At 40.2% G+C, this 26,498-nt stretch carries 17 protein-coding genes and 3 pseudogenes; 2 read left to right on the top strand and 18 right to left on the bottom strand.

Translation table 11 applies throughout. The features are described 5' to 3' along the window. Positions 1-113 precede the first annotated feature (113 nt). The 11 genes and pseudogenes from MUB35_RS19950 to MUB35_RS19895 all read right to left on the bottom strand — a co-directional run. Positions 114-308 (bottom strand): annotated as a pseudogene (locus MUB35_RS19950) (integrase DNA-binding domain-containing protein); the annotation flags it as partial. 124 nt (positions 309-432) lie between these two features. Next, complete coding sequence (locus tag MUB35_RS19945; RefSeq protein WP_054351157.1) at positions 433-621, bottom strand: excisionase; 189 nt, start codon at positions 619-621, stop codon at positions 433-435. A 21-nt stretch (positions 622-642) separates the two neighbouring features. Next, the gene (locus MUB35_RS19940; protein ID WP_033140441.1) at positions 643-1,368 is read right to left on the bottom strand and encodes an amino acid ABC transporter ATP-binding protein; all 726 of its coding nucleotides are present in this window, start codon (positions 1,366-1,368) and stop codon (positions 643-645) included. Then, positions 1,361-2,872 carry an ABC transporter permease subunit gene (locus tag MUB35_RS30690; RefSeq protein ID WP_331477597.1) on the bottom strand — a complete coding sequence of 504 codons (1,512 nt, stop codon included), beginning with the start codon at positions 2,870-2,872 and terminating at the stop codon, positions 1,361-1,363. Before MUB35_RS30690 ends, MUB35_RS19940 begins: the two co-directional genes overlap by 8 nt. Positions 2,873-2,933: 61 nt before the next feature. Further along, entirely contained in the window at positions 2,934-3,761 is an 828-nt protein-coding gene (locus MUB35_RS19925; protein WP_033140599.1) for a sugar phosphate isomerase/epimerase family protein, read from the bottom strand. Between the two features lie 50 nt (positions 3,762-3,811). Beyond that, complete coding sequence (locus tag MUB35_RS19920) at positions 3,812-4,918, bottom strand: SIS domain-containing protein (protein ID WP_033140442.1); 1,107 nt, start codon at positions 4,916-4,918, stop codon at positions 3,812-3,814. A 22-nt stretch (positions 4,919-4,940) separates the two neighbouring features. Continuing rightward, on the bottom strand, positions 4,941-5,807 hold the full coding sequence (locus tag MUB35_RS19915; protein ID WP_033140443.1) for a PfkB family carbohydrate kinase: 867 nt from the start codon (positions 5,805-5,807) through the stop codon (positions 4,941-4,943). 11 nt (positions 5,808-5,818) lie between these two features. Further along, positions 5,819-6,793, bottom strand: a complete 975-nt coding sequence (locus MUB35_RS19910) for an SIS domain-containing protein (protein WP_227210116.1) — start codon at positions 6,791-6,793, stop codon at positions 5,819-5,821. A 102-nt stretch (positions 6,794-6,895) separates the two neighbouring features. After that, positions 6,896-8,320: a YfcC family protein gene (locus tag MUB35_RS19905; RefSeq protein WP_227210115.1), complete on the bottom strand. Its 1,425-nt coding sequence runs from the start codon at positions 8,318-8,320 to the stop codon at positions 6,896-6,898. Between the two features lie 15 nt (positions 8,321-8,335). Continuing rightward, the gene (locus MUB35_RS19900) at positions 8,336-9,886 is read right to left on the bottom strand and encodes an amidohydrolase (RefSeq protein WP_244806700.1); all 1,551 of its coding nucleotides are present in this window, start codon (positions 9,884-9,886) and stop codon (positions 8,336-8,338) included. Between the two features lie 224 nt (positions 9,887-10,110). Next, positions 10,111-10,836: a GntR family transcriptional regulator gene (locus tag MUB35_RS19895; protein ID WP_244806699.1), complete on the bottom strand. Its 726-nt coding sequence runs from the start codon at positions 10,834-10,836 to the stop codon at positions 10,111-10,113. Between the two features lie 28 nt (positions 10,837-10,864). Here MUB35_RS19895 and MUB35_RS30865 point away from each other — a divergent pair. Beyond that, positions 10,865-10,987: pseudogene (locus MUB35_RS30865) on the top strand (IS66 family transposase); the annotation flags it as partial. 709 nt (positions 10,988-11,696) lie between these two features. Here the strand turns inward: MUB35_RS30865 and MUB35_RS19885 are convergent. The 3 genes from MUB35_RS19885 to MUB35_RS19875 form a co-directional block, all read right to left on the bottom strand. Further along, the gene (locus MUB35_RS19885; protein WP_033140446.1) at positions 11,697-12,410 is read right to left on the bottom strand and encodes a metallophosphoesterase family protein; all 714 of its coding nucleotides are present in this window, start codon (positions 12,408-12,410) and stop codon (positions 11,697-11,699) included. Positions 12,411-12,451: 41 nt separating this feature from the next. After that, on the bottom strand, positions 12,452-12,616 hold the full coding sequence (locus MUB35_RS19880; protein WP_103732198.1) for a SymE family type I addiction module toxin: 165 nt from the start codon (positions 12,614-12,616) through the stop codon (positions 12,452-12,454). Between the two features lie 258 nt (positions 12,617-12,874). After that, entirely contained in the window at positions 12,875-13,606 is a 732-nt protein-coding gene (locus tag MUB35_RS19875) for a nuclease domain-containing protein (RefSeq protein WP_244806698.1), read from the bottom strand. Between MUB35_RS19875 and MUB35_RS30860 the strand changes: the two are divergent. Further along, a pseudogene (locus MUB35_RS30860) lies at positions 13,592-14,475 on the top strand (IS6 family transposase); the annotation flags it as partial. The gene MUB35_RS19875 and the pseudogene MUB35_RS30860 sit on opposite strands and share 15 nt — an antisense overlap. A gap of 98 nt (positions 14,476-14,573) precedes the next feature. On the opposite strand, the gene MUB35_RS19865 reads toward MUB35_RS30860, so the two are convergent. Genes MUB35_RS19865 through MUB35_RS19850 form a run of 4 tightly spaced genes read right to left on the bottom strand, consistent with a single transcriptional unit; the run spans position 14,574 to position 26,493 of the window. Beyond that, positions 14,574-18,815 carry a hypothetical protein gene (locus MUB35_RS19865; RefSeq protein WP_244806697.1) on the bottom strand — a complete coding sequence of 1,414 codons (4,242 nt, stop codon included), beginning with the start codon at positions 18,813-18,815 and terminating at the stop codon, positions 14,574-14,576. Positions 18,816-18,828: 13 nt separating this feature from the next. Beyond that, positions 18,829-19,650: a hypothetical protein gene (locus tag MUB35_RS19860; protein WP_244806696.1), complete on the bottom strand. Its 822-nt coding sequence runs from the start codon at positions 19,648-19,650 to the stop codon at positions 18,829-18,831. Between the two features lies 1 nt (position 19,651). Next, positions 19,652-24,982, bottom strand: coding sequence for an ATP-binding protein (locus MUB35_RS19855; RefSeq protein WP_244806695.1), 5,331 nt, complete (start codon positions 24,980-24,982; stop codon positions 19,652-19,654). Further along, complete coding sequence (locus tag MUB35_RS19850) at positions 24,979-26,493, bottom strand: hypothetical protein (protein WP_244806694.1); 1,515 nt, start codon at positions 26,491-26,493, stop codon at positions 24,979-24,981. Before MUB35_RS19850 ends, MUB35_RS19855 begins: the two co-directional genes overlap by 4 nt. Between the last annotated feature and the right edge of the window lie 5 nt (positions 26,494-26,498).

Raw genomic sequence — 26,498 nt, 5'->3', positions numbered from 1 at the left:
TTTCTATAACTCCTTATAGGGTCTGTATTTCTTCTCAAACGCTTGATTTTACAGGATTTCTGGTCTAATCCGAAGTCCTCGTTTTTCAGAGTATTTTCTCAAATTGCTTCATGTTTTTCTTTCTCTCTCAGCGAAAGTTCCCGCTTTTTACCTTTGGGGGTTGGGTCATTCCTGTCTAAACGCCAACTATAAACATTTTTCTCTTTTCCGTCCTCATCAATATAACGGAACCGATACCTCCCGTCTGTACGCTGGTACTCACCCTCACGCAAAATCCGATTGCGGTTATCTCGTCTTTTCTCACTCATCGAATCTCTCCTTTCAAAAAAAGGAGAGCCAGACTTGCAAGATTATTGTACCACAAGTTTGACTCTCCGTATAGTTTTATCATAGGATATCGGCAATCTGCCATTCTCTTTTTTCAGAAACTTTTTATACTGCAGTTGCCTGATCCAGATACCGTTCAAATTTCTGTCTTTTTATCAATGCTCTGTTTCCGTTCCTCACATAGAAATCTTCATTGGGATGTTCGTCAATGAGCATTCTCAGCTTGCCTTCTCCAATATGATAATATCCGGCAGCTTCTTCAATGGTCAGCGTATATCTACACCAAACTGGAATATCTGCATAATTTTTTTCATTTTATGTCAGTATTTTCGCAAGAAATTCCTTCGTCCGTTCATTCTCTGGCCGCCCAAATAGTTCTCTTGGCGGCCGGTCCTCCAGAATCACGCCGTGATCAATGAACAACACCCTATCACTTACTTCTCTGGCAAATCCCATTTCATGTGTTACAACAATCATCGTCATTCCGCCTTCTGCCAGTTCTTTCATAACGTGAAGTACCTCCCCGACCATCTCCGGATCGAGAGCAGAAGTCGGCTCGTCAAAGAGCAGGACTTTTGGATTCATTGCCAGCGCACGTGCAATGGCCACGCGCTGTTTCTGTCCGCCGGACAGCTTATTCGGATAGGTGTCCGCCTTGGACTCTAAACCGACCTGCCTCAGCAGTTTCAATGCTTTCCCGGAGCTTTCCTCCTCGGACAGTCCCAGTACTCGCATCGGAGCCAGCATAATATTACGTTTTACTGTCATATTAGGAAAGAGGTTAAAATGCTGGAATACCATTCCCACTTCCTTGCGGTAATCATCAATCTTCAGTCCCGAATCCAGGATATCCCTGCCGTCCACTTCTATACTTCCGCCGTCAGGCTGTTCTAGGAGATTGATGCATCTCAGGAAGGTGGATTTTCCTGATCCGGACGGTCCGATCACGCAGACACACTCGCCTTTTCTGATTTCCGTACTGATATCTTTCAGTACCTGTACCTGCCCGAAACTTTTCTGCAGATGTCTGATCTTAATCACTGTCCCTCAGCCTCCTTTCAAACTTCCCGAGCAGGATTGTCAGAAGTTTTACAATAACATAATAAATCACTCCTGCGGCGACAAGCGGAATAAACATCTGATATGTTCTGGAGGACACATAGCTAGCCGCTTTCGTAAGATCCAGAATACCCACATAGCCAAGAATAGACGTCTCTTTGATCAGCTGGACAAATTCATTTCCGAGTGCCGGGAGGATATTTTTCACTGCCTGGGGCAGGATTACAAATGACATGGTATCCGTATATGACATTCCAAGCGATCTGCCTGCCTCTGTCTGTCCTTGATCCACAGCAAGAATACCGCCGCGGATCACCTCGGAAACATAAGCTCCGCTGTTAATCCCGAAGCTGACCACGGCCGCCACATATCCCAGTCGGCTGTGGAACACTGCAAAATAAATAATCATCAGCTGCAGCACAGACGGAGTTCCGCGGATAATGTCCACATACAACGCCGCAATGCATGCCACGATACTCTTTCGTTTCATCCGGTCGGCTCGAAGTCTCACAATCGCTACAAACAGACCGATCAAAGTCCCAACCAATGTGGAAAGTATTGAGATCAGAATCGTAATCTCCACACCACTCACATAATACTGCCAGCGGTTTTCATCTAGGAAAATAAATTTCAGTTTTCCCAGGAAACCCTGCTCTTCATCTGCGGCAGCCGTATCTTCTCCCTCACCGGAGAAATATTTTTCATACAGTTCATCATATGTGCCGTTTTCTCTTACCTTAGCCAGCCCTTCGTTAATCAGTTCAGTAAGTACGGTATTCCCTTTCTGGATGCAGAATACCGTATCTTCTTCTGTCCCCGGCACCTCCGTATATGTAATACCGGTCATCTGGTCGCAGTAAATCTCGGCCATGATTGTATCTATCACGACTGCGTCCGCTCCCTGGTTCATCAGTTCCATAACTGCGCTGGACGCCGTCTTAAAACGTTTCACATCAGCATCTTCCACCATACCGTAATCTGTATTTTCACCAGATACGATCAGATCACTCATAGAACCTTCCAGAACTGCCACTGTCTTTCCTGTCAGATCCGCGAATTCGGTAATGTCTGCACCTTCATTGCAGATGATACTCTGGGAACCGGTATAGTAAACATCTGAAAAATTTACACTTCTCTCCCGTTCCTCCGTCGGTCCCACCGCAGCTGCGATAATCTGTATATCTCCTGCTTCCATTGATCCCATCAGCGAATCAAATGGCAGGTCGTTCCAGACCAGTTCAATCCCCTGTACCTCAGCAATGGCTTCAAGCAGGTCATAATCAAATCCTGTCAGTTCTCCGTCACTGTCCCGGTATTCAAAAGGTGAATACTCGGCATTTGTTCCCACCACGATTTCTTTCGTCTGCTCCGCCGCATTCAGAGTAAACATCCCATCTGCGGGCAGTAAAACTGCGGAGCCGGCAATTGTCAGAGCTGTCAGAAGCAGGAACAGGATTCCTCTCTTTTTCTTTATAATCAATCTCACATTTGCTTCCTTTTCTCTTTGCTGCCCTGCCGGATCACAGGGCGGATTCTGTTTCTCAGTTTCAGATAATATATGGCTCGTACGCTTTTATATTCCGCAGATCCGCTGCTGCCGGATTATTGAAATAATCAAACTCCGTGATTTCCTGTCCGAGATACCCCATGTAGTTATGACGTTTCAGCGCTCTCAAGAACTCTTCGAGGTCGTGGGTCCCGTCGCCCCAGATAAGATGTCCGTACGGATTGCCATCAATAAAGTGCATATGGATAATATCTTCACCCAGAACGTCAAACCACTGGTCGATAGTCTCTCCTGCGACTCCCATAGCCGTCGTGTCGATCATTGCTTTGAGATTTGGATGGTTTACTTCATCCAGCATCCGTTTTACATCCTGCACTGTTGTAGCCAGATTGGATTCCTGCGGCCGCAAAGATTCCATTGCCAGACGTATGCCGCGCTCTTTCGCGTATTCTGCAAGCATGGACAGCATCTCTCTTGAACGTTTCCACGCTTCCTCACGTTCTTCATTCCAGTATCCCCATCCGGAATTGATGGCCATTATCTCCGCGCCCAGTTCTTCGCCTGCATCCATCGCCTTCTTAAAGTACCCAAGGCTCTTTTCAAACTGCTCTTTCTCCTGTGCGGCAAACTGATACTGATATGTACAGTTTTCCGGTGTGATGACACGGAGTGTCAGATCCCGGTCATTCAGAAGTTTTCTCACTCTTTTACAATCTGAATATTCCAGATAGCTCAGGAAAAAATGCGGTGTTCCGGGCCAGAATTCAATCGTCCGGATTCCCGCCGCTGCCTGTGCATCCAGAAAGTACTCCAGTGAATAAAACAGGTAATGGATATTCATTCCTGCAATCTGTTCTCTTTTGATCATTTTTTCCAAAGTCGTTCTCCTTTGGATCCTTCCCGGATCCTTTGTTTTTATTACTCAATCTTGCTTCCCATATATTTGTGAAATTCCGGATCTTTCGGCAGGTTCAAGTCTATCCCTCTTGCTCTTGATGCGAACACAAAAAGCATTTGCTGTGGCAGCATATACTCCAGCACAGAAAAATCAGGATCATTGATAAAATGGCAGCACAGAACATTCGCGCACTGGCCTTCCGAACAGGCAGTCTCCGGAAGATTTACCGCATAATGCCGGTATCCTTTCTCCCTGTAATAGCCGTACAATTTCTCCATTCTCATTTTTTCATATCCGTCTGCCGGAAACAGGTACAGAAAATCCGTATCCTCTGTCACTGCATTGTATATTCCATGCATAAATTCCTCTGCTTCATACCCCCTGACAGGGAATCGGCAGGTCTCGGAAAATTTCAGACACCCCTCCAGAAGTGATGCCCGCATGCTGCTTCCGGTGATTAGCATCAGATCCCTGCTATTCACAAGTTTATCCGCTGTTCTTTTACACCATCCGAAGCTTTCTTCAAGAATCCCCGGCATATTGCCGGTTACCCTGCGGAGCCGGCTGATATATTCCGCTTTCTGCATGCCGGTAATCCTGCCCGTTTTCTCAGCAGCCATAATAAAAAAAAGGAACAGTGTCAGAACGGTAGCTGTATATCCTTTGGTCGTGGCTCCGGCATCTTCATACCCGCATTCCACATAAAGAACAGCCTCTCCGTGCCGTGTAATCTCCGTCTCATACTCTCCTGTCACTGCAACCGTGCAAAATCCCTTTTCCCCCGCCGCATCAAGCGCTCGGATGACTGCTGTGCTCGTGCCCTGCTGCGAAATTCCGATCACCAGTGCTTTGTCTGAGACAACATCCATCTCTTCCATAACTGTTACTGGGTATACGGGAGTCACCCGTATACCCAGCAGTTTCTGTGCAAAGACAGAGGCTCCGACAGCTGCATTGTAGGATGAGCCGGATCCTGTCAGAATGACCTCACTGATCCCTCCGCGGATTCCATCCCTGTCGAATATTTTCCCGCAGTCCTGCAGGACAGACGCCTGACCCTCAATAATTCTGCTCAGAATATCCGGTGTTTCACCGATATATTCCAGTGCGTCTCCATGATAGATCATCAGTCCTCTCCTCTTTTTTGTTTTATATTTCTCTTGTAATTGTCTTTCCGTATCCGAAAGCACCGTCCAATGTGCATACATGCGCGGCAAATTTGGATGCTTCTGCTAGAGACGTCCGGATCGCATCCGGTTTCTCTGCACCTTTCTTTAACTGATCGATATAGCAGTCCATGAAAGAAGTAAGGAACGAATCCCCTGCCCCCATGGTATCCACAACCTCATCGATCATTGTCGCCGGCTGTACATAAAACTGCTCTCCGTCATACATGATGCATCCCTTTGATCCTCTTGTAAGAGATACCAGTTCCGGTCCCAGAGAATACATAAATTTCAGATGTTCTTTCGCCGCGTCTTCATCGCCGTCAAAGGAACAGAATGCATATGTCACATAGGGCGCATATTTTTCGTAATATTCTTTTGAAGAATCGTCCGAGAAATCAAAGGAAATCCTGATTCCCGCCTCTTTCATCGGCTTTAACTGTGATTCTGTATAGCAATAATTTCCGGTGTGGACAAAGTCAAACTGTTTCATATACTCCAGATCAAACCGATCCAGAATATACGGTGTCTTACCTCTGACTCCGCCCTCATTGTAATCACCGAAAATGCGGTCACCCTCATTCAGAGTACATTTGGACCATCCGTTCTCTCCGACCAGCTGTTTGCATTTAACTGTTTCAATCTCAAGCTCCTGCAGCACGGAAATAACAAACTCAGCAATATCGTCACTTCCAAAATATCCCATATATGCAATACGGTTTGCTCCGAACATTCTGGAATAAGCACAGAGGTTTACACAGTTTCCTCCCGGATACATCATGTGCGAATGCTCATAAATATCTACTACGTTATCGCCAAATCCTAAAACATTTGTATTATATTTTGCCATCGCTATTCTCCTTAATACTCTACAACACCCATGTATCTTCTCATATCAAGCGGATGTCTTCTCTTATCCTGAAGTCCTGTACGGTATGCAACAGTCATTGCATAGAATACCATCGGACAGAAATATTCGTTTACGCTCTCGTCGATCGCATCAATGCCAAGTTCGACTGCATCAATAACTTCATATTTCTTCGCATATTTTTTAAGGAATGTGAGTGCCCTTTCATCCATAACTCTTGCCTTGCCGGTTCCCATAAGCAGGATATAAAGATGATCTTCATCTGTACACTCGAACGGGCCGTGGAAATATTCTCCTGAGTGCAGGTAGCAGCAATCCATCCACTGCATCTCCTGAAGAGAACAGATGGAGAATCCATATGCCTGTGAGTAGGAAGCGCCGGATCCCATGATGTAGAGGAACGGTTCATCGAAATATTTCTCTGCGAATACCCATGTACGGTTCTGTACTTTCTTCACAGCTGCGCGTACGATACCGTCAGCCTTCTCCAGTCCGTCCAGGACTGCTTCATATTTTGTATATCCAGGCTCCTGCATCTTCATCAGCTCATTTAATACTCTGATAACGATGCCCTGCGGCCTTTCTCTTTCATTTGTATCATCTTCCCAGCTGTATACGACCGGATTCATATCCTCCTGTGCGCAGATTGATTCCGGATTGTGTGTCATAGTGATGATTGCGGCGCCTCTTTCTTTTGCAAGTCTGGCAGCTTCAACGGTCTCTTTTGTATTTCCTCCATGTGAACACAGGATAACGAGTGCTCCTCTTTTCAGAAATTTTGATGGTGATACGGTCATTTCTCTTGCTGTCAGCCAGTGTGAATGCATTGTCTCTGACTCAGAATTTATAAAATAGTACCCCGGATACAGATCTACAAGAGAACCCCCGCAGGCTGTAAGGAATACATCGTTGATCTTTCCCTGTTCCTCATAGATTTTTTTGATAAGTTCTTCCGGTCTATTGCTCATAATTCAATTCTCCTTTTCTACTTTTATAAAATATTTTTTTAAATTGCACAAGAATTGTGCACCTTCTATATCTTCTCGCGTTCCTCCGCGATATATCATAATTTAAAGGCCTGCTGATATTGTACAGAATGCAATTGCAAGTACTGCAAGAATAATCCATACTTTCCAGATTGTTTTCCACCACTGTGCAAAGGATACCCGGCACACCGCAAGTCCTGCCACTGTTGTTCCCGCTACAGGGCTCAGCAGATTCGTAAGCTGATTTCCGTACTGCAGTGCTGTAACTGCCGCCTCCGGATTTACGCCGTGAAGATCGCAAAGCGGTGCCAGAATCGGAATAGAAAGAGCAGCCAGTCCTGAAGAGGACGGAACAAGCAGTGTCAGCAGAGACTGAACCACATAGAGTACAGCTGCAAATACAACGTTATTCGAATTTGCCACCAGATTACTCAAGGCATTCAGAATCGTATCAATAATTTTTCCGTCCTGAGCCACTACCATAATACCGCTGCAGAAACCAATTACCATAGCGGCAAATGCGATATCCTTAACACCTGTAATAAACTCTTCCGCAATCTCTGTCTCAGTAAGTCCACCGAAGATTCCCATCAGAATCCCCATTCCAAGGAAACACATAGAAAGTTCATTCATATACCATCCAAAATTAACCAGTCCAAACACAACGATGACCATACCGATCACGAATGTTGCAAGCACCAGTTTCTGGCGAAGTGTCATATTCTGATTAAAATCAACATCTTCTCCACCCATTTCCTTTTTCTTGTGCAGATCATCCTGAAATGTAATTGAATTTTCAGGATTTTTCTTAATTTTCATAGCACGCCATGTAACAAATGCAATGATAACTGCCATCATAATTACCCACTGGATCATACGGAAAACCAGCTGCGGATTTCCCTGAATCCCGGCAATTCCCTGTGCCACTAGCACGCAAAACGGATTCACTGTTGATGCCGCATATCCGACTGTCGCCGACAGACAGACTGTCATAAATGTAGTCATGGAATCATACCCCATTGCAAACATTATCGGCATAATCAGCAGATAGAATGGAACAAGTTCGTCCGACATACCGAATGTACTTCCTCCCAAACCGAACAGGGCCATCAGGATCGGTATGATCAGCACATCCTTTGAACCGAGTTTTTTAACAACTTTCTGAATTCCCATATTCAGCGCGTTTGTCTTTGCCATGATCTGGAACACTCCGCCAATGATAAAAACAAAAGCAAGTACCTCTACCATCGACTGAATGCCTTTTCCTGGAGCCATCAGCACCTCAGTGATTCCCTGTCGGAGACTCGTACCATCTTCTGTGATTTTTGCAACAGTATGATAGGTTCCTGCAACTGCGACTTCTCTTTCACCTGTAGAAGTCTCCATGATCGTCCTCTCAAATTCACCGCTTGGCAGGATCCAGGTGAGGATTGCCACAACGATTATCAGGAAGAAGATCAGAGTGATTACATGAGGCATATGTATCTTGAATTTTTTCTTCTCTGCCATTACTCTCTTCTCCTTTTATTTTTTATATACAGTCTTTCCGTCCATGATTGTCATAACTACGCCTGCGCTTTTTACATTTGCAGAATCTGCGTAAAGAAAATCTCTGTCAAATACTGTAATGTCTGCAAGCTTCCCTTCTTCAAGCGTTCCGAGCTTATCTTCCATAGAAAGGTTTCTGGCTCCACCGATGGTCCATGCTTTCAGCATTTCCGATACTGTAATGGTATTTTCCGGCTGGAACGGAGTATCCAGACCATCCAGATATCCGCCGCACGAGTAATAGATTGACTCCGGCAGACTTGTGATCAGAAGAGGCAGATCCGTCGCCCCGCTTAATATCATACCAGAATCCTGCATCTTCCTGCGGTTCCAGTAATTCTTTCTTCTCTCAAATCCGATTGTTCTGCTGATATTATCAAGCAACACCTCCGCAGGATCCAGTGACATGATCTGGAAATAGAGTTCTGCCGTCACCCCCAAAGCTCCAAGTCTTTCCAGATCAACGGGATCGGTAAATTCCATGTCCGTAATGGCATGGCGGTTCTTCAACTGCCCGTCTTCCTTTTTACACTTATCATAGATCTGTGTGATCTTTCCTACTGCACCGTCTCCCTGTGCATGAAGAGACCATCTGAAATCTTCCGCATCCGCAGCAAGTACGTCCGCCTCAATCTCATCATAAAGAATATCCAGCGTGCAGGTAAACGTCTGCCCCTCATATGGCTTTTTGAGATCTCCCTTATTTGCCGCAATGGTCCCGTCCGTCATACTGTTAAATCCACTGAATCTTACCTTGTCTCCTGTAAACTTTTCTCTCATCTTTCTTGCATAAGGAAGATTCATTCTTTGTCCGACCGGCTGGGACATGAAGAAGAATCTGAGATGCAGGTCTTCGGAATCTTCCATTTCCTTCAGGTAATCCGTAAATCCGTAGAAATCGTCGAACCCCATCTCCTTTACCGTTGTTACGCCCCGGGAATTCATCATTTTCATGTAGTCTGAAAATTCCTTTTCAATAAACCCACGGTCATTCAGATATTCCCTCATAATGCGGTAATAGCTTTCAGGATAACAACTCTCCGGCGTAAATCCGTAAGTCTCTCTTGCCTTCCGATTCATAATACAGGTTGATCTGTCAGCCGCAAAAAGGATAACCGGTCTGTCCGGATACTCTGCTTCCAGCATCTTTTCACCTTCTGCCTGATTCCATTTCTCCGGAATCCAGCCATGACCCAAAATTGCGCCCTCTGACCCCTTCCCGCCCTCATAGTTCTGCAGTGTCTTCAGCCCCTGCCCATTGTCCGTCACATCAGACATATCCGCGCCGACATGAAATACTGCATATCCGGTGAAAAACGTGTGTGTGTCTGTAATCCCCGGCATAACAAATTCCTCATCAAACTGTAGGAATTCGTCTGCTTGATCTGTGATCTCCTGCGTTGGAGCCCCGGTTCCGGCTTTGGCGATCACATTGTCTTTCAGACATATATAACCTTCGTATGAATCGTCTCGGACGCTGTCAAACAGGTGCTTTGCAGCTATCACCTTTGAGAATTTTTTCTCCATTTCTCGTTCCCTCCTCTCTTGCTTTTGATTATATCATCTTATAACGTTATAATACAATATGACCTTTCCGGTGCATTAGAACTTTGTTAGTAATAAATATTTTTAAAATCAATTTTTTGTAGTAAATAGACAAAAAAAGAGCTTAAAAACAGCATTTCTCATTTTGAAATGTCTCGCTTATAAGCTCTTCTCACTTTCAGATATAACCTTTATAAACTACCGGTTCAGATTGAAATCCGGTATCGTCCGCCCGCTATGATCTCATAGCTGATATACAGCGGATTTTCCTCTTTATCATTGATATAACTGGTCAGAATCATAACCGGTTCACCAGTGCTCATCTTCAGATATCCCGCAATCGACTGAGGGATCATACGCACCTCCACCGTACTGCGCCCTTTCTCGGATTCCTGTACATTGTATTCCTCGCTGAGCATGCGGGTGAACGATCCGCCTTCAAGACGTTCCGCCTGCAGATCCGGCACTCGGCTTACCGGTATGTAGATATGTTCATATATAATCGGCAGATCATCCGCCGACAGGACACGTTCGATATGGTACAGGCGGGAATCATCCTGAATCTTTAGAAATTCCTTCTGCCAGTTCTCCGCATCCATGACCATGCAGGAAATGATATGAGAGGACGGCCGTCTTCCATTTGCTATACAGGCCGCGGAAAAACTCATATTGTTATCATTTTCAATCTTCCTATAAATCCGTGGTGCTTCTACAAATGTACCCTTGCCTTGACGTTTTACTAAAACTCCTTGAACACAGAGTTCTTCAATTGTTCTTCGAACAGTAATCCTACTCACTTGATAAAGTTCTGAAAGTTGAATTTCCGTAGGAATCTGATCTCCTGGCTTATAACATCCGCTCTGTATCTGTTCTTTTATTTTCTTCATTAGCTGCATATACAATGGTTGTTGTGAATTTTTATCAAGTTCCATATACAATTGTCTCCCTTATCCTATAATAAATGCAGCCGAACGTGCTATCAAAAACTTTGCAGTGGGCCGCCGCAACTGGCTGTCTTCAAAGAGTATCCGTGGGTCAGAGGCCAGCGTAGCCGTATACAGTATCACAGAAACCGCCCTTCTGTTACAATTAATGGTTTCGGATTAGCAAAGAAGTATTTATAAAATATAAATTGACTATACGCTCTTTCTCTTCCATTAAGATATGCGATGCATAATATATAATAAAATATACATAAGCATAATACAGATTGATAGAGAGCATATCTTCCTACCATTTTCGTCAACACTTGCGAAACACAAGTCCATAATCTAACCACACGTTTATATAATCAAATTTTATCACGAATAGTAATCATTCTCAATACAATTATTTTGCACTGGAAGTACTGAAAATAATTAACAAATAATCGTCATACCAGAACGCCTTTCAAAAGTTGTAAAATCCCTTCTACCATCCAAAAACCTACATAAAATAAGGAAATTTAATAAAAATGGCAATTCCTGCCATGGCAGACGAATAGTATTTTTATCATGTTTGCATTTCTCCTTATATATTAGTTTTTCCTTTATTTTACGGGGGGTACCGAATTCCCCCATTTAAGGGACACTTGCATATTAAAAGAAGATATACATTTTTGCGTTATCTCTCTTGTCCTCTACAAAGAATCAAATTATGACAACTGTTGTATTCTTTCTTTATAATCCTTAATCACCACATAAATAATATTTACCCTATATGGTCTATAAAGATTGTTTTATTTAATTCCTTTGAATATATATCCATTTCACTTAAACTGATTTTCCATAGCACTTTCCTTTCTATCATTCGCTTAATTTATAGTATTAATATTTCCGCAAAATTCTTCCACATTCTGAAACATTATCTCCAGCCTATCAATCTTCTTCTCCGTATGATAATGCCCACAATACCACTTCTGATATTCCAGCTTGTCCTCTATCCCATCTAGCCATTCTTCCGTAGACTTATCTACTTTGCTCTGGTCAACGCCTGGCAGGAACACTTCCACCGGCTCATATTTCAATGGTGTAGTATGACTCAGCACCACATCCACCTTCCACCCTAGTTTATCTAACTGAGCTTCCACATACTTCTTTATTTCCTCTGATGGCTGTTCATCTTCCCACCAGCCGTAACCGTAAATCAGCCGGAACATTTTATCAATGCTGTACGCTCCACCCATGACAATCACCTGCTTCCCATCCAAATCAAACACTTCCCCGTCTTTTGCAAACAACAGATGTGGATATTTTTCTTCATAGTAAACCGTACCGCCGTGCCAGCTTTTTTCTTTATAACTGTCTATCGTATACGGTCTCTGCTCATGATTCCCATGAATGCAGAAAAGCGTAATCGACAGAGATTCCAGAAATCTTTTCTTTAAACTATCCTGTTTCTGTCCGCTGAAATTTATCCCAGCATCTCCAAGTATAATCAATATATCTTCACGACTGGTCTTTAGCCGCTCACAAAATTCTTCTATTCGTCCAAATTGTCCGTGGGTATCACCTGTTATGTATATCATTTACAATTCCTTTCCGGATGCCCGCCCTTGGACGGCTCCCTTTATTTAACCATATCATTTCCCTCTTCAACCAGAACTGTCACCGGAGTATCCTTTGTAAATACCCCGTCCTCCAGCCATGCTCCTTTTAACATAATCGCTGGTGTCGGCTTATAATTATATCCGGACTGCTCACAGACTTTCAATGCCCATTTATCTTTCTTCATAATTTCGGCCATCCTTTCTGTATATTTCGATAACACTGCACCATTTGCACGGTATTTTAAGACTCTTACGCAGAATTCTGTCCTTAGTGATTTAAAACTTTGACCCCATTTTTCCGGAACAGCGGTTTCACCGCATCGGTATACCCATCTCTCTGAGAAGGTTCCTTCTGGATGCTTTTGTCTCCTAACTTTTACTTGAGCGAATGATACCCATACTTTCCTGTATAATACAGACATCATTCGCTACCAGAATATCCATTATTTTTCTGAGTTATTCCTCAATTTGAACGACTTTAGCCATTGTAAGACTTCAAACACATGATAATCCTTAGAACTATGTTTGCTGGCTCCGGGCAACTGTGACCGTTTTCTCTGACCGTAAGATATGAGTTCTCCGTAGTACCGAATATCGGAGCCTTTTTCATATAGCGCTACATACCGTATTGGCAGGTTCACTTTATCAAATCGACGAGTCCAGTACAACTTAGATTTCAGGAACAACTGCAGGTGGTCCGAATCTGTAACAAGACCAATCAGCACATCTCTCTTATTCCAATCTACAGTACGAATACGCTCCTCCATACCTGCAGGAAGAGTCGCTCTTTCAAACGCTGACTCGGGTGAATCCGTAATCAGATGGTCCAGCAACTTTGTAACAAGTGAAGTTGCACTCGGAAGAAACGGCAATCCGCCAATGTTGACACTTCCTATACTTCGGTAAAACCTATGATTCTTATATACTTCCTCCTCTGCATATGGAAACAAAATATAAGCGCCGAACATAGTTTTCTCAAAAGCAAATCTGGAATCCGGATTCTCATAAACAATAGAATCACGATAACGATGCACCGTATTGATATCATCCACTTTGGGACCTGGTTTGGTATCCGGATAAAATGAGCTGTTCGGGTTCATTTCAATACGGTACTTCGCATCAAAAACATATTTATAGGCGTTCTTCGATCCTTGTTTTTCAAGTTCAAGATCCACTATATCTACCGTGAATTCACGATGGTTTTTTTTGCATGGATTTAAACTCTCTGCCAAAGAATGCCTCTTCTCTGAAGTTCAGCAAGTTTGATTCCAACACAATGGCTTTGTGCCTGACTCTCCACGTAAATCTTGGATTATATCTCAGGAAAACCTCTCAGGCCTTAAAGGATTTGTACAACATCTCCATTTCCCATCAGCAGATAGCGAATTACTGCAAGACTGCCGCTATCTGTATCAATCCTTTTGTTGACAACTACGATTACGGCTCTGGCAATGTCTTCACTGATGACGAGACCTATATCAAAATCCGTGGTATCAAGACTTACATCTGGTTCATCATGGATGCCGCCAAACGTTCCATCATTGGCTATCAGGTATCTGACTAACGTGGTGTCGTTCCCTGCATTCTCGCCATGAGAATGGCTTTTCGGCACTTAACGGAACTTCCAAAGAACTTCCGTTTTATTGCTGATGGTTATAGTGCCTACCCTCTCGCTGCCCAGCAGTTTTTCCATGAGTTTGGTGAAAAATTTAAATTTGAGATCACTCAGGTGATCGGACTTACCAACGACGATGAAGTATCCAAAGAATTCGTCCGTTCAAGCAGATGATCGAACGGTTTTGATAACATCGACGATGCCAACTATGACTTGGCTCTATAGGTTGCCTATTATAACTTTCTCCGACCACATAAACATGCCGGATATAAAGTATTGAACGAGGTTGAGATGCTGAACGGAGCCGATAACATGCCGGGCAAGTGCCACCTTCCTTCCGGCGAGGAAGAGTTCGGGCAGAGCCCGATAATGGTTCATTGTGGGTACATAGGGCAGCGCCCTATGCCATGGGAGAATATTCAAGTATAAATATCTGCAGTTTTCAATGTTCATTTGAGCCTATTTTTTCAGCTCAGTTTTTTCATACACCACTTGACACTATCCAAAAGTGTTACGACGTCATCATATTATCTATTTAATCTGCCTTGTAATCTTTGTATACACTCCTGCTTTTCTGCCTCATCCAATTTATCAAAATAGAAAATAACATCCTCTATCTTACCTTCTCTAATCAGCTCATCTGCCTCTTGATCAAGTTTTTTAACTTTTTCAATCGTTTCCTCTGATAAATATTCCGGTATAAATTGTGACTTTTCCTTCCAATGATGAACAGCCTTTCTGCTCTTATCACCCAGAGTCAGTTCTTCTGTTATCCACTTTTTCTCTTTTTCATCAAGTGCTCTTTTAATATCAGTTATAACTGCTTTCAATATTGGAAGAACCTCAAAATCAAATTCTGACTCCTCATATTTTTCAAGCATAGCCTTAGAGATCTCTTTATACTGAATTCTTGATTGTGTTGCATTTTTAATAGCATTAATGTCATTCAGAAACTCCTGTAGATTTTCTTGCAATTCTTCAAAACCTTCTTGGTCTGTTGCCGGTATACCTTTCTGCAAAACACTAGCAATATTGTCTAGTAAATCCTCTACATCTTCAGCGCATTTCACTTCATAAAGATCATCCCAGATATCTGACATATCTTTCTTTGTCCGGTCGCGATTTTTTTCTAAATCACCTACTCTACGATTGATATTGTCATTAATTCTCTGAGAATCCTTACCTAATGCAGCACCATACTTTTGTACTCTTGGCTGTAGTTCTTTTCCGGTCTTCAAATAAAGACAAATATTTACATAGGTAACATACTTAGTAATCTGACTTTCTTCTAAAAACCTCTCACAATCGGCTCGAAGTTCTTGACGAGAACGAATCTCATCTATATTAGCAAGTTCCTCTTCCTTACGCTTTTTAATTTTCAAAGCATACTCGACGAAACCAAGCTCTTCAAGCATTGTATGCATTTTCGTATTGTGGTTTCTGAATGTATTAACTCCTTCAACCGACTTACAATACATATTTTCAATATAAGGATCAATTAATTGATCTACAACATTTTTCAAACTGTCAGCAAGACTTTTGACTGAATTCTTTGACTCTTCATCTATCTCATATCCATTGTCTTTAAAAATCTTAGTATATGGTACTACATTAACCAATTGCAAGCCTTTAAGAGCTTCGTACAAATTATTCCCCTCTATAGCGGCCTCAAGTTTTTTATCGATTTCTCCTATGCAACTCTTCCACTCATGAATTGCCTTTTTACCCGAATCTAGATATTTTCGTGCAAGTAAATACTGAGTACTCAGTTCTTCTGGAATCTCATCTGCTGCAATCATATTAGTAAGAGTCTTTTCAAGTGATACTACTTCGGAAATACTCTTATTAGTTTGAACCCGATCAAAAAATCGCATATACTTCCCGGTAACTGCGCCGGCATCTACCATTACAAAAACGGATTGCTTTACAACATCAATATCAATCTTCTTGTCCTTAATTACAACAAGTTCCTTCCAATTGTTGATATTTGTCATCGAGCCATTATACCTAAATCGTAGACAATAACTAAGATTTGCACAGATAACTGCAAGCATAAGCGTAACAATATCGTCACTCATGCCATACGGTGGACGACAATATGTGTCAAAGATGTCATTACATGCATATTCCTTACTTTTAGTGATGCTTGCTACGATTTTGTCATATACTTGTCGTGCCTTTTTTTCTTCTGGAGGAATCACTCTGAATTCCTTATCAATACACTTCCAGGAAGTTGCATTTGTTGTCATCAATAATGCCTCGATTCTATTCCGCACATCGCTGGCAAAATTGTGGATTGTTGTTTCATTTACGGAATTAGAAAGCAACATCTTGATAATTGTACAGTAATAAGTACCTCCCTTACCTCCTAGATTATTTCCTTTTGTTACAAAGCCATCAAATGAGAACGGAACCACATTTGGATATAAATCCTCAAAAACACTAGTCAGGTACATTGGCATCCTTGTTTTCAATTCTTCTATTCCTTCTGAACCTATATGAATTCTCTTTTTCTTTAATTCCGAAAACTCATCCTTCAGATTACTCTCTGCTTGTCCATAATCCGCCAGATAATGTCGATCATACTTATTTCGATTTACGTCATCTAATTTGTCTAAAACATCGTACTCTAACAGTGTATCATAAAGCCTATTATCAACATCATTTAGCAGCATAACAACGATAGGTGTCCCAACAAACTCTTTTACAAGTAATTCGGCTCGCTCTACATATAAAGCTTCTGTATCCTTATTAACATACAGCCATACCAACCGCCCCTTAGCATTCGTAGAACTGGTTGCATTCCCCCATTCCTTTAAATATGTCTTTACTCTTATATCATCAAATTGCTCTATTGCATACATTTCTTGTTCAAACAACCATTCATTTGTTGTAATCTTATGTTTTAATGCAAAATTAGTAGTCTGCTTTTCTAGTACACCTGCAATCTCTTGAATCTTTATGCTCTGTAATAAAGACTTATTGATGGAGGCACCTGCCATAAGACGTTTTTTTAACACCTTGAAATCATGTGCTCCGTTTGACTCTTCCATAAAATCAAAACATCCCGCATGATCATCAAAGCCCAAAACAGCATATTCATTTTCAAGCCATCTGAGTTCTTCTTCTATTTCAGCAATAGAAAATCCACTACAAAGGGCCAATGCTTCCTTTGCATCTGTGTAATCTTTCGTTCTAAAACGAAGAATTCTAAGAATTAAGTTGGACCTAAGTACAGCTAGTGATTTCTCCGATAGTTTATCTCCGTACTTTCTTAAGATATTGTCGTAGCGAATACATTGCTGTGAAGGTTGTTTTCCTTCCTGCTCTGCCGCAAGCATTTCTGTATACAAATCTCCAAGCATTAAAGTTTCTGGCATAATAAGAACATCGCCTTTAGAAACATCTACTGACTTGGAATTTTCTATGTATTGACTAATCAGAGTCAGAGAAGACCTATTCTGTAAATAATCAGACAACTGTGTCAACATAAACGTAGAAAGTGGATGCATCGGATAAATCCCTTCTACTACTACCTTACGAAACAGGGCATAGTCCTTCCACATTCCTTTGGTCACAAGCCATATATTCAACTTTTCAAATATATTCTTCCACTGAGCTTCATGAGATTTTTGCCATGAAACCACATTTTGTTCGAAAGCATCCTTATCCTTACGTTGAATTAGATTTGCAAAGACCGTTTCCAAATTGGAAGAAATATAATATTTATCACTGGTATCGTAACGCCCAATGTATCGGCTAATATTCTTTGTTTGATCCACACGCTGCAGATATGTCTTGATGTCAGACTGAATAAAATTGATTACTTGCAAGACACTATTTGCATTTTGTGCAGTTTCAAAAATCTGTTGTAATGCAGAATCTCCTGATTTGGCAGCATTAACCCCGGACGCATATTCTAAATATCTTCCAAACTCATCAAATAATAGAATAATGTGTTCAAATCTACCATTCATACCACAATATTCTGATATGAGCATTTCAAGAATATTAGAAGCAGAAAGTCCCTCATCCCATCTTATTTCTTGTCCATTAACCTCTGTATAAACTGCATTTACTATATCAAAAGCGACCTCATCTGTCATAAGATTATCGCGAATTTTCTCTATCAAGTAATTACCGTTTTCATTCCATCCTAAACCTCTTGCTTTCTCTTCAAACAAAGAGATAGAATTATACGCATTACGATTAAAAAAAGTCTCCGCTGTTTCTAAAGCTCGATTCAGTTTTCTTAATCCATCATCCGACAATCCATATAGTTTTAAGCTTTTCTGTGCTGCCTTTAAAATTTCGGAATGCAAATTGAAATCTCTCATTCCGTTTATTACCATAACGAAATTTCTTTCATCTGTTAATGCCTGAATATGCCTTGCAGCGTTAGAATCAATACTAGCAATATTAGATATCAGCTTATTATATGTGTCCGGCATATAGTCTTTTCCAGAAAAAATCTGCCCCAGAGTTACTGCCAAATGAGATTTTCCTGTTCCATAATCCGCAATCGCCAATGTAAGAGCATTGGCATGATCGTCTGACATCTTTTCTGCTAATTCCTCAACTAAGCTGATTGTATCGATTCTTTTTTTATTTCCAATTCCCTGATCTTCAACTCCGAAATATTGCTTGCCATGAAACACAAAGTTTTCTGCTACTGTTGCTGCTTTTTCTTGAACGTAAAACCAATCTGCCTGAACCGCACCCTCAAAATATAGATCTTTTCTAAACTCTAGTACCTTCCCTAACTCCACGCTGAATGTCCTCCTAACACAATTCACTATACAAGTTACTAATTAACTCTTCCTTATTTGTAAGTTTCAAAATCGTGTATGGCATTAGCTGCCGGTTCATTCTCAGCAATCCTCTATCTGCTAAATGTTCCATCACTTCGTACTCTACCTGTGTATTCCAACCAAATGCTTTGCCAAATCCCAATTTTTCAAATTGAACCGATGATATTTCCTCCTGTTCAGGATAATATTCTTCCCAATATACCCATAATGCCAAAGCATACATATATATGAATTCCTTATTATATGCAAGAGAATTACATTTCACCACATCATCCTCTACATTCAAAATTTTTATCTCTGCAAAAAAATCATCATATGAGCCAAAAAATGGAGAAATATTTTTTGTTGTAACCTTGTTATCGTAAATCTGATTCAATTCTAAAATAAGCATATCCTTCTTAATTCCATTACGATACTTTGGAAGAATATCTTTAAAAATTGAACTCCACATACTTGCGCCTTCCTCCTGGCGCAAAATCATGGCATGTAACAATAATTTGGTTAAAGACTCTTGTAATCCTGGATCCTCCATGCTAACATTTTCGCCTAACGCAGTCCTTGTTAACTGAATTTGCTTATCTTTTTTTTCACTTTTTATCAATCCCATGTATTCAGCATAACTAATATGTGGTTCTACTTTTCCACTTGATGCCCCTTGGGGAATTCCTGTCATTCCAGAAATATCCTTCACGCTAAGCCATGAAGTTCCATCAGCAATATCTAAGATACTGCTGATGTACTTACACGCTGGCTTAAAGGTCTGGTGAAAGTTCATATTGACTTGTTTTACCATACTAACCCCTATCCTTAAATGATGTAATACTGGTTACTGTAGGCTTTGTACCTCCAAAAGTTCCATCATCCTTTTTTCGATCACCCACTACGATACACTGTCCTTTTTTTAATGCCTTCAATGCACCAATCCAGAGCGATGAATTTGTCGGATCAAGCTGCTTAGACATTTTAGTAATTTCCTCATCCGTAGGCTTAAAGTAGAGTTTAAGTGCAGCCTGCATTAATCTTACGACCTCATCGTCCGCAAGAACTTTTAATGATTGCGTAGCAAACCAAGCTGACCAGCCAAATTTTCTGCCTTCCGTAAGAATAGCTTTACTTGGCGAGTTCTCCTTGTGGGAAAGATTCTGTGCTTCATCTAATACCACTACAAACGGTTTCTCCTTGGAGCCATAATTTTTCGTAAAATACCAAGCATCCCACAACATTAGTTCGGTTACAATAACTTGCATTTCTCTATCAATCATCGTAAGCTGAAAAATGTTCATTTTTGCTTCCAGAGCATATAATATACTGCCCCAATCGAATTCCGCATCCTTGTTGAATTCAATGCTATGAAAAAAAGGTGTCATCTTGGACAGAACCGTTTTTGCAGAAGCATTTTGGGTCTGTATCCCAATCAATTCTTCTTGGAAATGATTCATATCCATATCATCTCCATATTTATCCATACCAACTCTTGTCGCCTCGTAAATAGCCGCATACTGCTGTTCGCCAAAGCCATACACATGTGTCAAAATATTTGCAAATCTACCTGCAACATCTGTTGATGTGTCCTGTATAATCATTCCTGCAAAATCTTGCTCCTGTCTTTTAAACGGATTGATAGGTACGCCTTGGATTTTAACAATATGCTGATTTATCTTGTGGTTCATACTTTTTACAAACTCTGGTTCAAGCTGATCGAGCCGGAATCCCTCCGTATAATCAAAAATCACAGAAGAAATATTGCTCTTTGCTAATTCATATAGCATTGTTTGAATGCTATATGTTTTTCCTTGTCCAGAAGTTCCGGTTATCAATAGATGTCGATTCGCCATCTGCGGACTTCCAAATTCCCAACAAACATTTGACATAGTTTTATTCTTGCCAATTAACACACGAATATCATCAAGATTAACGTTTTCCGCAACCTTGATAATTTCTGAATCATTTGTAAATTTTGGTTCCTTATCAGAAGATTCTTTTATCATCACTGATTCCTTACTAGTTTCATTATTTGTATTATTATCATCTGATGAAGCTTCAAAGTTAACATTCTCGGTATTAATCATCTCTGGCCCTTCAACATCTAGCTGTGTATTCTCTCCACCGGCATGTACATGCTCCGCCACATTCATTAGCGATACAGAGGGGTTAGGAACTTCTGACATTTGAATTCTCTTAGCTTTTCCTGTCTGTGATGTAGCTATCTCTTCATCAAGAATTTTTTCTCGCTCCCTGATTTTCTCCTGCTGCTCCTCATCTTCAACAACAGCTTGGGGATCAATATACACATACTTTACTCCATCTATGTTGTTCTTTAACAAAAGGGACTGAATTACCTTTTGTGGGATATCATAAATTAACGTTTCTTCTTCACCTACAACTGTTTCAACTTCCTCATCACCTTGCTTATCTAACCAGAATCCAAGAATCCGTCCATTCCACTCGATTTCGTAATTTCCCTCAAGAACATTTCTAAGCTTTGTGGACAACTCAGCAAATTCCGTTGTATCATTGCTAAAGGTAACTTGTGCAAACGCTAATGCACGGTATAGCTGAGCAAACCAATACCTTCTTTTAATAGACTTCGATTCAGGATTAAAAATCCTACTCAATCTACGAACGCCATTCTCCACTTGTTCAAGAGCATGCTCCTTATGCTGTTCAGCATTCGCATATATAGATGTCTTACATTCTGTTACTATTGCTTTTAGCTTAAGTTTATCATCATCAGTAAGGAATGCTTCTAATACCAGAAAATCCGGACGAGAAGCAGAAATGTCCTCATCCTTATCTATATCGCCTCCAAACCAATGTTTATAGGAATCCAAATTAACAACAATCTTAAGCACACTCTCACTTTCTGATTTTCCTTCTCGAAGAGATGTCAAAACATACGCCATAAACTCACGCACATTTTCATCCTTTGGATTCGTTGCAGATAAAAGGCTGATACCATCCAAACCACTTGCTTCGTCAATACAAAGCTGTGCAGCCTTTTTTATCTGTTCCTTATCCCACTTAAACAAGCTATACAGTCGATTTTCCAGTTTCTTTCTTATGGTTTCAAGAATCGTTTTTCTAGTAGTAATCGTCAAATTATATTGTCCATATGCACCTTTGCCGGTACTGAAACCTATAATATTGTAATCTTGTTGGTGAGAATTATCACTTCTTAACAATGCACCGTCCATACCACTATCTACACACACTACCCAATATGCTTTCTCGTGAAGGAAATGAACAATAGCCTGTCCATCCGTATCAATGCTCACTTCCTTTGAGGCAATATACATTCCATCCGGAATTTTTTCCATATTATTACGGTAACGTACAATTTGAGTATGCTCATAGGCAGCTTTAAACTGTGGTTGAGAAAGTTCAATAGCTCTCTTCACAGAAGTGTTTGAAATTGGTGTTGGCTTATACACAATCGGAAATCTGCACTGACTCGGAGCCAGGCACGTATCATTATAGGACGATACAAAGCCAAGATTATTTACCTTTAGAATATCCATCACAAAGGCAATATCATTATTTCCATTTAACAACTTTTCAAGTGCTGATTTACTATTCCATTCATTCAAATAAGTATGAATATTAACATTTTCATCCTGTGAAAAAAACTCATCCATCCAATACGCAAGATAATTCCTTCCACCTTTATTCTCTGGTCTTACTAAAATTCGCAGTGAAATATCAATTTTAGCCTGATCTTCCTTTTTTCTTCTTATTTCAATATATTTATAGATTGCTGCTACAATTGGTTGCAACTCTGACGGATCTATAAATACAATGCTAAGATTGTCTGCTAAATTGGGGAAAGCTCTCGCATAGTCCGACATTACACTGTAAATCATCTTTGCATTATCGTTTAATCTAGATACTTCTTTTCGATCAAAATCATCATCAAAAATAGCATCTTTATGAATCATATCTCTCAAACGATTCTCGTTTATAATATCATTTCTACCATATAGACTAAACGCTCCGAAGGACGCAATTGTTCCAAAATACACCTGTCCGTAAGAAGGGAAAATATCAAGTGTACTTTGCAGCATACTCATTTGAAGAAGATCTGTAAGAGTATCCGCAATCTCTTTCTCGGAAATATTAACATTGTTCTGTACTTCATTCCACCATTCATCACATCCATCAAGGAAAAATATCTTTTGATCATTTAATTTTTCCAATGTAGCAGGATGCCATGCAGGTACTATGCAACTCGCAATTTCTTTCTCTGACTCAAATACGCTAACATCTCCTATAATATTAAAAGCATTAATGTATGCGTCTAAAATCCACTTTAAGTTTTCTGGAAATGTTCGTCCTCTTAAATATTTTCCTAAATTTACATATGCATCACAAAGTCTTGACAATTCAGAATTATCCTTTGCTATACAAGTGTAAAATCCCTCATTTGCAACAGCATATGCAAATTGAGCAAACGCTTTTCCCACTTCATCAAATTTAGCAGATACAACCTTCTCAACCATTGGTATCTTTTTGTCTACATAATCCGTAAGATTAAAATCAAATTTAATGTCACATTCTTTAAAGCGGTCAAAGAATTCTTCCTCACTCTTAGAAAATATTAAAGAATTAATTTTTGAAATTTCTGATATCGGAGTATAGTTTCCATCTTTGTTGTTGCAGAAATCCTGTAAACATAGTTCTCCAAAATTCTTATCCCAAGAATTTGCAGTATCAAATTTCCATTGGTAATCATGATGAAATCTTTTCCCGTTAACCTCATAACAAGTTGAAAAATCAATCTTACTAACAGACTTATTTGCTGCTGCAGGCTTTACATATACATCTTCTTCAATAAAATGATACGCCTGTGCTGGTATTAAGAAATTTTCAGGGGAGCAAGTCAAAGTGACATCATTCTCGTTTACCGTCCACATTCTCTTGTTCAGATATTCTATAACACCACCGCAATGAGTACAGATTGCCTTCCATGTCTCTAATAATTGCTGCTTTTCTTCCTCATCTTCAACATCAGAATACATACACACGATTTCAGCCTGCGTAAAATCAAACTTTATATTATCTACACTAATATCTGTATTTTTAATATGTGCCAAAGTTGTAAAAAGTGCATTTGTAAAGATTTCCAATGGCTCTCCAACTAATGTTTTCACCTTATCCTTAGGCGGTTTCTTTTCTGTTGGAATTCCAATATCGAGTACATCTTCAACAACACAATAATCAACTTCTAGTAACTTCTTTGCGTTTTCTTGAACATTCTCTCCTATTATGAACTCCTTCAACACTTTTGCAAATTCATCATAATCCTTTATCCCTTGCTCACTCCAACAATCATGATCTGATGGATATTTTGCCAATTCTGCTTCTCCAGAATTGTAATAATCAATTTTTTTCATATACTTATTGTACTGTGCAATTGACATTTTGTTATTAAACGGCTGACGTACTATAAATCTATGACAATCTGCAAGTACATTTTTGCGTCCCAAAATATCTTTCCGCTTTGGCAACTCAAGTCGTCTATAAGGCAATCCCCATGCAGGAAGCCCACTAAAGAACAGCTCCATAAAATCCTTACTATTTGTAATCTTGCCTTCCCAAAAATCTGCTATGTCACTCAACTTACAAATGTCTATTGCCTCATACTCGAATAAATCCTTATACAGACGATCGATCAAATCATTATCCTGATCTGTAAGTGAATCTTCATTAAATACAAGGTGATACTTTCCATTTAATGTTTTGACAAGAATTTCAGGTGTGATACTATGACAATTCGCAAGACCTCCCTTGTCTTCTTCATCCTCGGTACCCATCAGAATTACAACATTGCTTGTGTGAAGATTCCTATAATGGGTAATACTATCCTCTTCTGCAATCCACTCATGCCGTCTCATAGACTGTAAAATTGTTGTATTATCCGGATTCCTCTTAAAAGAATTCCACTTGTTTTTTGCAAGCCTTACATCAACGGTAAGTCCTTTTTCCCCAAGTAATGATGTGATTCTTGATGCAACCTGTTCATAAATTGCTATATTATCAAATCCATCCACGCGAACCATGGTTTCCTTATTGGTAGAAGGCTCATTACTCAATATTAGTTCTATAATTCTATTTACAACGTATTTCATGCCTCTACCTCCTCAATAGACTCGTACGGATTCACCACAATAGATGTCGCATCTGACAGTTCTTTTAAAAACCCTGTCGAACGTAAAAACTCCTGAAAAGCAACAACATTTTCAGCAAAACTATTTGCCAAAGACGAATCCATAATTATATTTTCAAGACTCTGTCTATATTCTTCCGGGCCAATTACTATTCTATAATTACGATACAATTTTTCCAAAAACATTTTTAATGTCATTTTATCTCCTGGTGCCACTAATGAAAGCACCAGAAAGCGAATCGCATCTTCTGAAAGACTAAATCTCTCAAAAGGACCTGACACTGGAATAATACACTGTAATTCTTTGCCTTTGCTTTTAAAAATATCCAAAGAATTTATACGAGCCTCACGTACTTTTTTCATACGTTCTTCTTCTGTAATACCTGCCTCGTTTGCCATTTTATTTATTGCCGTCATAAAATCCGACTCTATATTAAGGAATGATTCGTGCGCAATTTTCTTAACCGTATCTATTGTTTCACCCTTCATATCAACAATCCATGCTGGTCTTTCTTTAGCAAGGTAATCCGCAACCCTGCAAGACATCATTCTCATAATTTGAAACATTACACCCTTTGCCAGGATTTCAACTCTTGTAATCGGATGTAACTTACACGAAAGAAAACTATTAAGTTCATCCACACTAAAGCTTCCACATTCTTTATATCCAGTAGCTGGAATATAAGCCACCTCTAATCTTTGAGACAATACCTTTTTATCAAGAGCATATTGCTCTTCCCATGTATCCTGAACATATCTAGCCAATTTAGATATCTTTTTACATGATCCATTAAGCATATCATTTAATAACTTCTCTAGTCTTTCCCTTCTGTCTTTGTCCCCTTCTACCCCTTGAAGTAAATGCAAGTAATACAGTTCTCCTCCACGCGACAAAAAGTTATGCTTCGTGAAATCAAATTTTGTATCTAGAGATTCCGGATCATTTTCCCAATATACCTCTTTCTTTCGCTTTTTCTCCGTTGGATCAACTCCGCATAAAACAAACTCTGGACATATAGGCAACAATGTTTGAGCTCCCCAAAATCTATTTCTTACCACTGCAGCGTATCCATGAAATAGATCTTGAATATCTTCTACATATTCCTTCGCTAATTCCTTATCGTTTACATCCATTTTATCAACCAAATGTTTTACCATCTCACGATAAGCAATGGAATCTGCTGGAATAGCCCCTTTCTTTTTTGCCTTATCATAAAAAATAAACCTACGCAAAGCCATTCTGGGCTCTACCCAATAGCTAAGATTTTTTTCAATCGTCACATCGTGGAATTGCATTTTTCCTTCCTGCAAGTCTTCGTTTTTTGCAGAAACAAATACCAAAAGAAATTCAGTTAAATACTCATATAACGTTTGATCAACCTTAAATCTATGTCCAAAAATTAAGGTAGATAACGGACCTTTATTAGCAATCTTATTATAATCATCTTCCATCCAACTAGGAAATGTCCCCATATTCA

The sequence above is a fragment of the Blautia sp. NSJ-175 genome, from assembly GCF_022867815.1.
GTDB classification, from domain to species: domain Bacteria; phylum Bacillota; class Clostridia; order Lachnospirales; family Lachnospiraceae; genus Blautia; species Blautia celeris.
The sequence above is the reverse complement of the archived record's forward strand: the minus strand, read 5'-3'. Positions and strand labels throughout refer to the sequence as shown.

Coding starts and splice junctions, on each gene's coding strand:
- MUB35_RS19925 (WP_033140599.1), bottom strand. CDS start 3,761: ATGATCAAAAGAGAACAGATTGCAGGAATGAATATCCATTACCTGTTT.
- MUB35_RS19900 (WP_244806700.1), bottom strand. CDS start 9,886: ATGGAGAAAAAATTCTCAAAGGTGATAGCTGCAAAGCACCTGTTTGAC.
- MUB35_RS19905 (WP_227210115.1), bottom strand. CDS start 8,320: ATGGCAGAGAAGAAAAAATTCAAGATACATATGCCTCATGTAATCACT.
- MUB35_RS19885 (WP_033140446.1), bottom strand. CDS start 12,410: ATGATATACATAACAGGTGATACCCACGGACAATTTGGACGAATAGAA.
- MUB35_RS19895 (WP_244806699.1), bottom strand. CDS start 10,836: ATGGAACTTGATAAAAATTCACAACAACCATTGTATATGCAGCTAATG.
- MUB35_RS19920 (WP_033140442.1), bottom strand. CDS start 4,918: ATGATCTATCATGGAGACGCACTGGAATATATCGGTGAAACACCGGAT.
- MUB35_RS19910 (WP_227210116.1), bottom strand. CDS start 6,793: ATGAGCAATAGACCGGAAGAACTTATCAAAAAAATCTATGAGGAACAG.
- MUB35_RS19915 (WP_033140443.1), bottom strand. CDS start 5,807: ATGGCAAAATATAATACAAATGTTTTAGGATTTGGCGATAACGTAGTA.
- MUB35_RS19855 (WP_244806695.1), bottom strand. CDS start 24,982: ATGAAATACGTTGTAAATAGAATTATAGAACTAATATTGAGTAATGAG.
- MUB35_RS19880 (WP_103732198.1), bottom strand. CDS start 12,616: ATGAAGAAAGATAAATGGGCATTGAAAGTCTGTGAGCAGTCCGGATAT.
- MUB35_RS19850 (WP_244806694.1), bottom strand. CDS start 26,493: ATGGGGACATTTCCTAGTTGGATGGAAGATGATTATAATAAGATTGCT.
- MUB35_RS19860 (WP_244806696.1), bottom strand. CDS start 19,650: ATGGTAAAACAAGTCAATATGAACTTTCACCAGACCTTTAAGCCAGCG.